This window comes from Vibrio sp. YT-18, from assembly GCF_033337345.1.
Classification (GTDB): Bacteria; Pseudomonadota; Gammaproteobacteria; order Enterobacterales; family Vibrionaceae; genus Vibrio; species Vibrio alginolyticus.
On sequence record NZ_JAWOQO010000008.1, the window covers coordinates 167,383 to 179,426 of the forward strand.

The 12,044-nt window shown below is 45.7% G+C and carries 13 protein-coding genes; 4 read left to right on the plus strand and 9 right to left on the minus strand.

Going from position 1 to position 12,044, the window contains the following annotated elements; genetic code table 11:
• Positions 1-25: 25 nt before the first annotated feature.
• From ompV to R7M72_RS13175, 4 genes are all read right to left on the minus strand, one after another.
• On the minus strand, positions 26-802 hold the full coding sequence (gene ompV / locus R7M72_RS13160; protein WP_017635134.1) for an outer membrane protein OmpV: 777 nt from the start codon (positions 800-802) through the stop codon (positions 26-28).
• A gap of 222 nt (positions 803-1,024) precedes the next feature.
• Positions 1,025-1,558 carry a copper resistance protein NlpE gene (locus R7M72_RS13165; RefSeq protein WP_005373930.1) on the minus strand — a complete coding sequence of 178 codons (534 nt, stop codon included), beginning with the start codon at positions 1,556-1,558 and terminating at the stop codon, positions 1,025-1,027.
• A 261-nt stretch (positions 1,559-1,819) separates the two neighbouring features.
• Positions 1,820-3,049, minus strand: coding sequence for a glycine betaine/L-proline ABC transporter ATP-binding protein (locus R7M72_RS13170; RefSeq protein ID WP_005373928.1), 1,230 nt, complete (start codon positions 3,047-3,049; stop codon positions 1,820-1,822).
• Positions 3,042-3,941 carry an ABC transporter permease gene (locus tag R7M72_RS13175; protein WP_005373926.1) on the minus strand — a complete coding sequence of 300 codons (900 nt, stop codon included), beginning with the start codon at positions 3,939-3,941 and terminating at the stop codon, positions 3,042-3,044. The genes R7M72_RS13170 and R7M72_RS13175 overlap by 8 nt, the downstream gene beginning before the upstream one ends.
• A 500-nt stretch (positions 3,942-4,441) precedes the next feature.
• Between R7M72_RS13175 and R7M72_RS13180 the strand changes: the two genes are divergently transcribed.
• The 3 genes from R7M72_RS13180 to nqrM are packed head-to-tail and all read left to right on the plus strand — an operon-like array spanning position 4,442 to position 5,446.
• On the plus strand, positions 4,442-4,732 hold the full coding sequence (locus R7M72_RS13180) for a DUF134 domain-containing protein (protein ID WP_005373924.1): 291 nt from the start codon (positions 4,442-4,444) through the stop codon (positions 4,730-4,732).
• Positions 4,729-5,235: a NifB/NifX family molybdenum-iron cluster-binding protein gene (locus R7M72_RS13185; RefSeq protein ID WP_005387209.1), complete on the plus strand. Its 507-nt coding sequence runs from the start codon at positions 4,729-4,731 to the stop codon at positions 5,233-5,235. The genes R7M72_RS13180 and R7M72_RS13185 overlap by 4 nt, the downstream gene beginning before the upstream one ends.
• A gap of 1 nt (position 5,236) precedes the next feature.
• Entirely contained in the window at positions 5,237-5,446 is a 210-nt protein-coding gene (gene nqrM, locus R7M72_RS13190; RefSeq protein ID WP_017635136.1) for a (Na+)-NQR maturation NqrM, read from the plus strand.
• Here the strand turns inward: nqrM and R7M72_RS13195 are convergent.
• Entirely contained in the window at positions 5,424-6,236 is an 813-nt protein-coding gene (locus R7M72_RS13195) for an aminoglycoside phosphotransferase family protein (protein ID WP_165935375.1), read from the minus strand. The genes nqrM and R7M72_RS13195 overlap by 23 nt on opposite strands.
• A 187-nt stretch (positions 6,237-6,423) precedes the next feature.
• Here R7M72_RS13195 and R7M72_RS13200 point away from each other — a divergent pair, with 187 nt between their 5' ends.
• A complete protein-coding gene (locus R7M72_RS13200) occupies positions 6,424-6,618 on the plus strand; it encodes a hypothetical protein (protein WP_005373920.1) in 195 nt (64 codons plus the stop codon).
• A 75-nt stretch (positions 6,619-6,693) separates the two neighbouring features.
• Here the strand turns inward: R7M72_RS13200 and fusA are convergent, their stop codons facing one another.
• The 4 genes from fusA to R7M72_RS13220 all read right to left on the minus strand — a co-directional run bounded on the left by fusA (position 6,694) and on the right by R7M72_RS13220 (position 12,044).
• The gene (gene fusA, locus R7M72_RS13205; protein WP_042523303.1) at positions 6,694-8,718 is read right to left on the minus strand and encodes an elongation factor G; all 2,025 of its coding nucleotides are present in this window, start codon (positions 8,716-8,718) and stop codon (positions 6,694-6,696) included.
• Positions 8,719-9,013: 295 nt separating this feature from the next.
• Positions 9,014-10,006, minus strand: a complete 993-nt coding sequence (gene dgcA, locus R7M72_RS13210) for an N-acetyl-D-Glu racemase DgcA (protein ID WP_053307177.1) — start codon at positions 10,004-10,006, stop codon at positions 9,014-9,016.
• 50 nt (positions 10,007-10,056) lie between these two features.
• Positions 10,057-11,061: an N-acetyltransferase DgcN gene (dgcN, locus tag R7M72_RS13215; protein WP_025767998.1), complete on the minus strand. Its 1,005-nt coding sequence runs from the start codon at positions 11,059-11,061 to the stop codon at positions 10,057-10,059.
• Between the two features lie 101 nt (positions 11,062-11,162).
• Positions 11,163-12,044, minus strand: coding sequence for a LysR family transcriptional regulator (locus R7M72_RS13220; protein ID WP_025767997.1), 882 nt, complete (start codon positions 12,042-12,044; stop codon positions 11,163-11,165).

Below are 12,044 nucleotides of genomic sequence, written 5' to 3' on the forward strand. Positions count from 1 at the left end.
GATGGCTTTATAAGGGCGTATCGGATTAGAAGTTGTACGACACACTTGCGCCAACAACCCATTGGTTTGCGCTATCAACGATAGAAGAGTCGCTGATACCGCTGCCTAGGCGCGTGTATTGTGTCATTTGGCTTACTTGCCAGTTGTCGTTGATTGGCATAACAAGTTTGTAGCCCACACCATAGCTTACCGTTGAATCACCTTTGTATGCTTTGCGGTTTGCGTTTGCTTCGCGTTGTTTCACACCAAAGTAGTAATCTACGTAGTCTTCACTTTGATAAGTTAGGTTAGCAAAAGGAACAAAATCAACACTACCGAATTTCATGATGTGGAAGTAAGTCGCGCCCGCCAAGTAACCTTTGTAAGCACCGCTGATATCGTGCTGAAGGTATGTAGAAATGACGTTGTTTTGATCCAGTGTAAAGTCTGCGTTTAAACCTAGATCGACGGCGAAACGGCGTTTATCTGTGCCTTTCAGGCTTTTCGCTGTATCACCGTCGCGCATTACACCACTACCTACAAGGTAGGCACTCATGTTGATTAACTCATTGGTGTTACCGAAGAAGCGGTAGTTAATGCCACTTAGGTCGGCATTAAAGTCGTCACCATGGTAACCACCGTTGAGAATTGGTGCTGTATTATGCTTTTGATCTTTGAAAAGATCGCTGCCTTGAGCCACACCAGCTTCTACGTTCCAACCGCCTTCGTTGTTGTAGATGTTACCGTTACGAATGTAAGTATCGCCAGCGAAAGCTGAGCCAGCAGCTGTCAGAGTAAGTAGTGCAATTAATGTTTTTTTCATCATTTTTCCGAGTTGTTCTGTTTTGTTTTGAACACTGTACAAAATGACGTTGTAAGCATCTATCGGCAAAGCGTATGGAAATGTAATGAACAATCAGGGTAAGAAGCAGAATGTTGCTTCAGAATAGAAAGGTTGCTGGAATAGCTTTCGTTAAAACAGCGAAAAAATCCGAGCTGGGGTGGCTCGGATTTGGGGTATTTATCAGGTATTGATACTAACTTCTTACTGTTTCGTTAAGTTGTATAGTGGTGCTAGGTCACCCGTTACTTTTTCGCCATTCATGTCTAGCTTCATAAGTACGTTTTCACCAACAAAGTATTGGTTTGGTGCATCTTCATTTGTCAACGTTACGATGCTGCCATTTGCGTCCCAAGTGAATTGACCTTCAGATTTTGATTGACCGTCTTCTTTGTCTTGGTAGCTTTCTTCAAGTACGTAAGTGCCATCTTGATTTAGTGTGATGGTCATATCGATACCAGCACAATCCGCGCAAGGTAGTGTTCCTTTGTAGGTGCCGTTCCAGTCCAGAGCACTTTGTGCGTTGTGTTCAGAGTCTACAAATGTCTCTTCAGTAATTACCTGTTCTTCTTCTACTGGTAACGTGTCAATTGTCTCAGTCGTAACGTCTGCACTGGTGGTGACTTCAGTTTCCGTTGCCTGAGGTACTTCAACTGCGCTTGTTTCGGCAGGTTTCTCATCTTGACAGCCTGCAAGAATGATTACCGCGCCTGTTAGTGCCAACATTGTCTTTTTCATTTTATCCCTCTTTAAATCAAGATTTTGTATGAGAGTAATAGTAGACATTTATCGAGGATTTGCGTCATCAAAAAGCAATAGAATGATCTAACTATGTCAATAAAACCGGATATGAGCATGAAATTGTCAGGAAAATCAGAACAATGTAAATGTTGCTTGGGGTATCAAGCTTGAGCCCACAGATAAATATCTAAAAAGGGGAGTGGGAGTGAGTTAATTGATAACAGCCCACATTGTTGTGAGCTGTATTATCAACATCATCTAAGAAACGTTATTGAAGCTTGAGCGTGAAGTGCCTCGTTTTGTGCTTCGTTGATCAGAAAACAGCTCCGCAATAACCTGACGATTTAATTCGCCTTTCAAATGGCCGTGCTCATCGATGACGGGCAGTGAATGTTCACACGACATGACTTCAGTCAGCACTTGCTCAATGGCTAAATGTGGAGAGATGATAGGCACCTCTTCATAGATATCATCACGCCAATCTGATATATGAGTTAACTTCGCTGCGTTTAGCAATCCTTGCTGTGTTATCACGCCTTGATAGCCTGCATTGGTCTCATGGTAGGCATAATCACGTTTAACACGTTTCATTTCACTTAGTGCATCTTCAATGGTTTCAGCGCGAACACAGTACGAAGGTGGCTGCATCAGCGTTTCGACTGTCAGTGCTCGCGCTCTATTGACGTCTTTTACAAAGGCTTCAACGTACTCATCGGCAGGATGCAGTAAAATTTCGTCTGGTGAACCTTGTTGGACAAGTTCACCGTCTTTAAGAATCGCGATGCGATCGCCAAGTCGAAGCGCTTCATCTAAATCATGAGTAATGAAAATAATGGTTTTGTGCAGCTTCTGTTGCAGCTCTACCAGCTGATCTTGCATTTCGCTCCGAATCAGAGGGTCCAATGCTGAAAAAGCCTCGTCCATCAACAGTATTTCGGCGTCGGTAGCCAGTGCCCGTGCAAGGCCCACACGCTGTTGCTGTCCACCCGATAGTTGAGCAGGATACTGGTGCTTATAACCCGTCAGTCCAACGGTTTCTAACCATTCATTTGCTTTTTCTAAGCGCGCCTCTTTATTCATTCCCTGAACTTCCAAACCATATGCGATGTTGTCGATAACAGTGCGATGAGGCAGCAAACCAAAGCGCTGGAACACCATAGACATCTTGTGACGGCGAAACTGTTCAAGCTCTTTGTTCGAAAGTTGCATGACATCCACCCCTTCTACCAAAATCTGCCCCATGGTTGGATCGATTAATCGGTTGAAGTGGCGAATCATGGTGGATTTTCCAGAACCGGATAATCCCATAATGACAAAAATTTCACCCTTTTGAATTTGCAGGTTGATGTCTTTTAGTCCGACCGTGTGGCCCGTTTCCGTTAAAACCTGCTCTTTACTATGTCCCAACTTAACGCGCTCAATCACGCTATTGGGCTTGGGGCCGAAGATTTTATACAGACCGCTGATTTCGATAAGTGGACTAGTCATGTTTTGAGTCTCCTAAATGAGCTTGAGTGCGTTTCGCATACGCTTGTGAAGCACGATCAAAAAGGATTGCTAGGGCGACAATTGCTAAACCATTGAGAAGACCAAGAGTGAAATATTGATTGGTAATAGACTTTAGAACAGGCTGACCTAAACCTTTTACCCCAATCATTGATGCGATGACCACCATTGACAGTGCCATCATGATCGTTTGGTTAATTCCCGCCATGATGGTTGGCATTGCAAGCGGAAGCTGAACCCCAAAAAGCCGTTGCCGAGTGCTGGCACCAAATGCGGTTGCGGCTTCCAATACTTCTTTATCAACTAGACGAATGCCCAAATTGGTTAAACGAATAACCGGTGGAATCGCGTAGATCACTACTGCGATAAGGCCAGGAATTTTCCCGATGCCCAATAACATCACAACTGGAATGAGATACACAAATGCCGGCATGGTTTGCATGACGTCGAGTAATGGTGTTACCACCGACTGAATGCGATTAGAGCGCGCCATAGCGATGCCTATAGGGATACCAAGTGCGATGGCAAGCATAGTACATACAGTGATGATACTGAGCGTACGCATAGTGTCTTCCCACATTCCAAAATAGCCAATCAGAATCAGCGAACCAAAACATGCAGCGGCCAGTTTCCAAGAGCGGCTGGCGGCATAAACGAGAGTGGTGCAGACACCTAAAATAATGAACCAAGGTGTAGAAATCAGAAGTTTTTCAAACCAGACAAGAAACGCAAGGAGTGGATCAAACAGAGACTCAATGAGTTCACCATACTCGCGAGAGAAATCTCTGTAGGCGCCGTCGAGTGTTTTGCGAATCGCCCTGAGATCAGAGGCATCCATTTCCGGGAATTCGCTGAGCCAATTTGAGTCAGACATATGTACTTCCTTTTTCTGATATACCTAAGCGCTCTCAAGAAACTTAATTTGGCAAGAAGAGTAGGGCACCTAGGCCAAGTAATGTTCGTTCGACAGGTTCTGTATCGAAAGTATTACCCTTTAAGCTCAGGCCAATGTCGTCAAACTTCTCTTTTTCGTTTCTTAGGTATACATCCTTTTAAATAAAACAATCATTAGTGTTCAAACTAATGATTTGCTTGGATTATAGTTTTTCTTCTTCAATAAAATGAACACATTAGCGTGTATTTGTATGAAAAATCTGCGCAAACTAACGTTTTTATTATCCGGTTAATTAGAATTGATCTTTTTGTTCGTTTGTCATCAAAATCCCTAAATTATTAGATGTCTAATTAATGCTGATGTATTACGTATTTGTCGTGTTGATTTTTGCAAACTTAGTTTATTGGCATATGCTAAAAATGTTATTGGCATATGCCAGTTTAAGGCGTAATTTGACTCTGTGTTTTTGAGGGACAATGATGGCAAGACCAAAGATAGAAAGACGAATATGCGGACGTGCGGCTCACCATTGCTTTAAGCCCAATGGCATTCCATTTAATCAGTTGGAGCAAGTCGCCATATTACCAGAAGAGTTAGAAGCGCTACGTTTAGCCGACTTAGAGGGGCTTAGCCAGCAGCAAGCTGCGGAGCAGATGGGCGTTTCTAGACAAACTTTTGGTAACACAGTAAAAAGTGCAAGATTGAAAGTCGCAAAAAGTTTAGTTGAAGGTCATGCATTAGTTTTTCCGAATGAGGAGTCAAACTTATGATTTATGCTATTCCTAATGATGGTGAGCGGGTGGCAAACCACTTTGTAAAAGCACCATACATTGCTATTTATTCTGATACTGACGGTATGCTAAAAAACTTAGCGAACATAGCTTCTATGCCACAAGCGGGTTGTAATGCGAAGTCTCAGTTGATTCAGTCTCTACAAGGGTACAATGTGGATGCTGTTCTTGTGCGAAATATCGGTGAACGTGTATTGGCAAAGCTACTTAGCAGTGGCACGCCAGTATTTAGGCTGTCTACTCGTAGTTCCTTGGAAGATGTGCTTGCGGTTCCAAGAGAGCCTTTGATTGAGCCCTCTCAAGGACGCCCATCAAACAATCATAAGAAAAGTGTTCACAAACAAAAAGGCGGCTGCGGCTCCTGTGGTTGTGGTGGCCAAAAATCAAAACCCTCCTTGTTGGCAAGACCTAAGGCGCTACTCAAAGCAACATCTAGCCCTGCTATACTTAAGCTAGAGTCGATGGCTAATAAGGCAGGTTAATATGGTTTGGTTATTTACCTTTCTTGGTTTTCTCGCAATCATTTTGTTGATGTCACTTGGCGTCATTTTTCACAACAAGCGCATTCAAGGAAGTTGCGGCGGTTTAAACAACGTCGGTGTTGATAAAGTATGCAACTGCGAAACCTCATGCGCAGAACCTGAAAGGCGTTTATATCAAATCTCAGAGCCTAACTCATCACCTGAGCGCTAAGGCTTTTGGCCCATTGCGGCAAGGTTTGCCGAAACCAGTCCAAATACTTGCTGGTCTGCGGATTCTCTCTGGAGACCAGTATGTTGACTACCTCGACAACGATCCACGCTTTTGCTAGTCCGATATCGCGCGCCAATTCTGTTGTTTCACCTTTCTCTGCGCACTTTATATATTTGTCTGCTACGTTCAAGTAATCATCAAATGTGCCCATGCCCTCGATGAGCGGCGCTAAATCTATCGCGACATGCCCTGTAGAAAAGCGCTCCCAGTCGAACAGCACCAGCTCGCCATTTTGGCGCTGTCCCCAGTTTCCTGCATTGGTGTCTCCGGAGATCAAGTTCTGCCCATCGAAAAGGTGCGCCGATCGTTGTTGTAGCTGGTGGAAGAACTGTTCTGTCTCTGAGCCCAGTTTAAGTGTTGCGAGTGCTTGTTGAGTCGCTTGTGGTGTCCACTGGTGGCGGTGATAAACACCATCTGATGTTGGTGGAAGTCGGTGCAGTTTGACGAGTTGTTCAATGACTCGATCATCTTCAAGTAAGAATGCTTGCTCGACTGCGTGGGGAACGTATTCAATGTACAGAACGTTTTTCTGGTCGTCGAGTTGAATCAAGCGCGGTACGTGTATTCCAAGCGCGTTAAACTGCTCGGCATAGCGTTGATAAAACGCCACTTCTATTTGAGTAGGGTTACGTTTTTCTATTACTTGGACGCCATCTTTTTCGATGAGAAAAACTTTGGCACTGCCCATTTGGTTGAGTTCTTGTTGCGACACCGGACTTCCTGTCTTCATGTAGAGAGAGCTCACCTTAATCGCTGCACTCACGTTTTCCAATAGCCACGACAAAGTGCCTCAAAAATATTAAATGCAACTGTTTAAATATGATTTTGCTGTGAGTGTCTAAATTTTACACAGTCTCGCCTGTACTCCGATAAATTCGTTCTACGCTTACTATTCGTCTTAATAAAGGAGAACCAAAATGGCTGTAATGAAGCAGGATATTCCAAATCGTGTAACGGTTTACCATGACAATATCGATCAAGAACAAGAGCTGAAAAATGCGATGCTGCCAGAGAAACCGCGCTACTTTAACGGTGCTCCGACTTACAAAGCGAACAGCATCGAAGAGTTTGAAAGCAAAATCAGTCAGATAGGTTTGTCTCTCGATAAATAATTTTTCTTTTACCTAAAAGCGCCCTCAAAATGAGGGCGCTTTTTTGTTTATGTGATTGATTTGAATCGTAGGGAATTAACCTTGTTGTGCACTGCCTTGGCAGACCTGTTTTTGCACTGCTGGTGGCGCGGGCTCGTAATGGCTTAAAGTCATACTAAAACTGCCTTCACCACCCGTGATAGCTCGTAATCGACGAGCGTAATCTTGCAGCTCGTTTACTGGTGACTTGGCTCTGAGTAAGGTGAAGCTACTGTCGATTGGCTCGGTGCCTTCGATTAAGCCTCGGTTTCCAGATAAATCTCCAGAAACATCGCCAACGTTCGCGGTTGGGATGTGCAGTTCCATCTGGACAATGGGTTCTAGCACAATAGGATCTGCGTTGTTAATCGCATCTAAAAAGGCTTTCTTACCTGCGATGACAAACGCTATTTCTTTCGAATCGACGGAGTGATATTTACCGTCATAAACGGTGACTTCCACATCCTTAATTGGGTTGCCAGAAATCGCGCCTTCCTCTAACGCTTGCAAAATACCTTTTTCAACAGCAGGAATGAGCGCGGTTGGAATGGCGCCACCCACCACTTTGTTGATGAACTTAAATCCGGCACCACGTTCGAGTGGACGAACCTTCAATTGCACTTCACCAAATTGGCCTGCACCGCCACTTTGTTTTTTGTGTCGATAATGCCCTTCGGCAGGTTTGGTGATGGTTTCAAAGTATTCGACGCTTGGTTGGCAGGTTTCGACGTCCAGTTTGTACACGTTCGCCATCTTTTCTAATGCGACTTTGAGGTGAAACTCCCCTTGGCCGCTGATGATGGTTTCGTTGGTGCGAGCGCGATGTTCGATGCGCAGAGAAGGATCTTCACTGGCAATTTTATTCAGCACATCTCCTAATTTTTGCTCATCTCCACGCTTAAGAGGCTTCAAGCACAAAGAATACATGGGGTCAGGAAGATCCAACGTTTTGAGTTGAACACCATCTTCTTCGTGAGAGTCATGAACGATTGAATCGAATTCGAGATCATCCACTTTGGCTAAAACGCAGAAGTCGCCTGTAAGCGCGCGAGGGATCTCGGTTCTATCTTTGCCCTGCAGTTGATATAAGTGCCCAACCTTGAATGCCTTGTTGCTTTCGCCAATATAAAGCTGGCTGCCCGCATTGATTTCACCCTGATATACACGTAAGTAGGCAAGTTTTCCCATATATGGGTCGACGCTGACTTTGTACACGTGTGCGACGGTGTGCTCTAAGGTTTCGCAATTTACTTTGATTTTTTTGCCGTTCTTTTCCAGTTGAGGAGGGTTACCCTCGTTTGGCATGGGCATGATCTCCGCCAAGGTGCGTAGCAGCAGCTCGACGCCCGCACCGGTTTGTGCTGAGACAAAACAGACAGGAATCACATGTCCAGTTCTCAGTGCTTCTTCAAACGGATCATGCAGTTGCTCTGCGGTGAGTTCGGAGCCTTGTTCCAGATACAGTTCCATTAGTTCTTCATCGACTTCGATAACTTGGTCAATTAAGGTCTCATGAGCTTCATCTACCGTTGCAAGTAAGGTTTCTCGTCCCAATTCTGGTTCGAAATAGCAGTCAACTACAGATTCTCCGTCAGTCGAAGGTAAGTTGATCGGCAAGCAGTGGTCACCAAAATGCTCAACGATGTTCTCCATCAATCTCTCTAACTGATTACCGTGGTTATCGAGCTTATTGATGATGATCATCTGACATTTTTGCTGCTCTTTTGCAAAGGTGAATAGGCGATCGGAAGTTTGGTTTAGTGGTGTTTGAGGGTCGATGACAAGGGCGGATGTTTCAACGGCAGGAAAAACACTGATAGTACGGCCAAGTAACTCGTTTTGTCCCGGAGTGTCGATGATATTGAGCCGGTGTTTATTCCAGCGCAGTGCGACTGGCGTTGCTTCAATACTGTGTTGATATTGGATGGATTGAGGGTCGAAGTCGGTAACAGTATCGCCTTTTTCTACGCTGCCTAAATGGTGGGTGGCATCGCAGGTGAAGAGCAGTTTTTCTATCAGTGTGGTTTTACCGGTCCCGGTTTGACCGACAAAAGCGATATTGCGTATTTTATTGATAGGCATAGAGCCTCCTTGCAAGATGGCGTGAAAAACCTACGAATTGCTAGGAAGTGGGTTGTTATAGAAACCCACGCACTGCATTGGAGTAGGGCGGGATTACCGCCTATTCGTTTTCCACGTCATTTTCCGGATGACTCGATGCATAAGATCACCTTCTTGGACTACTGGAATCTTAGCATGCCTCAATAACCATATAATTTATGTGACTTATTTCATGATGGGGCTGATTGTTTTTTTTTATCGAGATCATAAACTCAGAGGTTCTGACTTTTGGAGTAAAACCTCTGGATTGTTTAGGCTATTTGGAAAGAACGATTTCGCCGTCGCGATAAACCAAGCTTGGCGTTACATCTTGTCCTAGTAACACCGGGCCATCAAGATCGACAACGCTCGCCTGAGCAGCAATGGGTAACGCGGCTCGCATCGCCAGCGACGTCCCCAACATACAACCGGACATGAGGCTAAAACCGAGTTTTTGGGCGTCGTCGGCTAATAATAGTGCTTCAGTGAGCCCGCCAGTTTTATCTAGCTTAATGTTCACCATCTCGTATTTGCCAAGCAGTTGATGCAATTGCTCTCTGGTGTGACAACTCTCATCGGCGCAAAGTGGAATGGGGTGTGGAATGCTGGCGAGTACGTCGTCGCAGTCTTGTGACAACGGTTGCTCGATCATGGTGATATTAAACGGTTCGAGTTGAGCAAATACCGTCGCGAGGTCGAGGTTTTGCCACGCTTCATTCGCATCTAAGACAATTTGTGCGTGCGGCGCGGCATCGCGTACTGCTGCAACGCGCTCAATCACGTTTTCACCATCCAGTTTTACCTTTAGCAGTTTTGCGCCTTGGCTAAGGTAAGCTTGTGCCTGTTTTGCCATCGCTTGCGGCGTGTCGATAGAAACCGTCATCGCCGTCACAATCGCCTCGGGTAACGTAAAGAGGTCGTGAACCTGCTGCTTTTGGCTCAAAAGCGCGTGAAGATGCCAAAGGGCGCAATCCAATGCATTTCTTGCCGCCCCTGCGGGTAATAACGATTGAAGCTGGCTTTTGAGAACCATGACATCAGCTTCGCCTTTGGCATACAAACTTTGCAGTTCATGCGCGGCGTGAGAAATCGCCTTAATCACCGATTCAACCGATTCACCATAACGAGGGTATGGCGTGCATTCACCTTGGGCGGTCATGCCTCGATGTTCAATTGTCACGCGGACTACGTGGCACTCTGTCCGACTGCCGCGAGAGATGCGAAATGGTGTCGCCATGGCAATCGTGACAGGTTCTACATGAATTTTCATCTCACTAGTTTTCCCTAAACCGCAGTTATTTTCTAAACCGTAAATGTTTCTTAAATCGTAAGGAGCCTATCTGCAACCGCATCAACGCCAAAACGTACAGGGTCGGTGACGGGCACTTGGTATTTGTCGCTCCAATCCTGGCATAACTGGGCTGCATCTTCTTCGCTGACCGCCGAAGTGTTCAAGCAAATACCCACTAATTGAGCGTTTGGATTTGTTAGGCGAGCAGCGGCCAGATTCGCTTCTATCGTTTGTTCAATGGTTGGCAAGCTCGCATGTGGTAAGTTGCGGATGTGCGGGCGACCAATCTCATGGCACAGTATCAGAGCGTCAGCTTGTGCGCCGTGAAGTAAGCCCAAACTTACGCCAGCAAACGAAGGGTTAAACAATGAACCTTGCCCTTCGATGATGTCCCAATCGTGATCGGTGAACTCAGGGCTGATCGCTTCTACTGCGCCGGAGATAAAATCGGCAACTACGGCATCAATCGAAATGCCACTGCCTGCGATGAGAATTCCGGTTTGACCCGTTGCTTTGAACTCTGCACGACAGTTTTTACGCTTCAATGCATACTCAATGGCAAGGGCAGAGTACATTTTGCCAACGGAGCAATCTGTTCCTACAGTAAGTACTCGCTTGCCTGCACGAGCTTTGCCATTGCCGACCTTGAGCGGGGCATCATAATGGCGAACATCATACAGTTTGGTTAATCCGCGTTGTTCTAGATCGGCAAGAGGAGAAAATTCCGCCAAACGTTGATGCATGCCCGATGCAATTTCAAATCCCATCTCTGCCGCTTCAAGTAAGGTTGCTTGCCAAGCTTCGGGAATGACGCCTCCTGGATTTGCCGTGCCGAGCACCAGCGTTTTTGCTCCTTGCTGCTGCGCTTGTTGTATTGTCATGTCGGTTAAACCAAGCGATACGGTTTCTGGCGTCAGGCGGATTTGGCCAAGGCAAATCTCAGGTCGCCATTGGTAAATGCCACGCGCGGTTTTTGCTGCAAGTGGATCGGTTACATCGCCAAGAAAAAGTAGGTAAGGTTGAGCAATTTGCATGATGGTTCCCTTCGTCATCGTTATTGCTCATTAATTTAGCCAGACTGATTTAGGAAACCGAATGCTTATTTGTTAGGCAGGTATAACTTCAGGTTATACCTTTAAACCATCTGTTGTTTTAGAGCGGTGATAAATTGCTTTGTCGCAATGGATTGAGGTGTGTGCTCTGCGAATAAAATAGAGACAGAGAAGGACATATTTGGCTCCAAAGCATGCACGGAAACGGCATTATCTTGGCGATATTGTTTTGCAGTCCAAGGGTCTACAATCGCGAATCCTGCTTCGTTTTTCACCAGTTCAGCCGCCGCGGAGTAGCTGCGGACGGTAATGGCATGTTGATAATGCTCGTCACGCGCTGACAAGGTTTGATGTAACAGCAAGCCCAGAGGGTCTCGGCTATCTAAACCGATAATGGGTAAATCGTGACTGATGAGTTCTTCTAAAATGACGGTTTTTTCTGCGGGTATCGCTGCGCTTTTAGGAGCGATCAGTGCTAAGTTTTCTTTCAATAACACGTGCCCCATGATCGCTGGTGGTGTTTCTTCACCGAACGCAATGGCGACATCCAGTTCATGTTTCAGTAATCCTGAGCACAGCTCATCGCGATTGGCCGTTAATAGCTCAAAGGAGATGCCGTGCTCTTTCGACAACAACGCGACAGTCGGCGCTAACAAGTGCGCGGCCAAAACAGGCGGGGCACCGACTCGTAAATGTTGAGTTCCCTGTTTGACTTTGTTGGTCAGAGAGCGAAATTGTCCGAGTTGTTGATAGACTTTTTCAGCCTCTGGCAATAAGGCTTTGGCTTCTTGAGTGGGAACGAGGCGACCTTTTACACGCTCAAATAAAGCGAAGCTCAGTTGTTGTTCTGTATGGGCGAGAACTCGAGTGACATTAGGTTGGGAAACGTGCAGTAAGCGAGCCGCGCCTGACACCGTTCCTGCTTGCATAATGGCGTAAAAGACTTCTAATTGCCTTAAGTTCAC

Bases quoted from the DNA above. Each gene is read 5' to 3' on its own strand.
- ompV (WP_017635134.1), bottom strand. From the start codon at position 802: ATGAAAAAAACATTAATTGCACTACTTACTCTGACAGCTGCTGGCTCA.
- R7M72_RS13165 (WP_005373930.1), bottom strand. From the start codon at position 1,558: ATGAAAAAGACAATGTTGGCACTAACAGGCGCGGTAATCATTCTTGCA.
- R7M72_RS13170 (WP_005373928.1), bottom strand. From the start codon at position 3,049: ATGACTAGTCCACTTATCGAAATCAGCGGTCTGTATAAAATCTTCGGC.
- R7M72_RS13175 (WP_005373926.1), bottom strand. From the start codon at position 3,941: ATGTCTGACTCAAATTGGCTCAGCGAATTCCCGGAAATGGATGCCTCT.
- R7M72_RS13180 (WP_005373924.1), top strand. From the start codon at position 4,442: ATGGCAAGACCAAAGATAGAAAGACGAATATGCGGACGTGCGGCTCAC.
- R7M72_RS13185 (WP_005387209.1), top strand. From the start codon at position 4,729: ATGATTTATGCTATTCCTAATGATGGTGAGCGGGTGGCAAACCACTTT.
- nqrM (WP_017635136.1), top strand. From the start codon at position 5,237: ATGGTTTGGTTATTTACCTTTCTTGGTTTTCTCGCAATCATTTTGTTG.
- R7M72_RS13195 (WP_165935375.1), bottom strand. From the start codon at position 6,236: ATGAAGACAGGAAGTCCGGTGTCGCAACAAGAACTCAACCAAATGGGC.
- R7M72_RS13200 (WP_005373920.1), top strand. From the start codon at position 6,424: ATGGCTGTAATGAAGCAGGATATTCCAAATCGTGTAACGGTTTACCAT.
- fusA (WP_042523303.1), bottom strand. From the start codon at position 8,718: ATGCCTATCAATAAAATACGCAATATCGCTTTTGTCGGTCAAACCGGG.
- dgcA (WP_053307177.1), bottom strand. From the start codon at position 10,006: ATGAAAATTCATGTAGAACCTGTCACGATTGCCATGGCGACACCATTT.
- dgcN (WP_025767998.1), bottom strand. From the start codon at position 11,061: ATGCAAATTGCTCAACCTTACCTACTTTTTCTTGGCGATGTAACCGAT.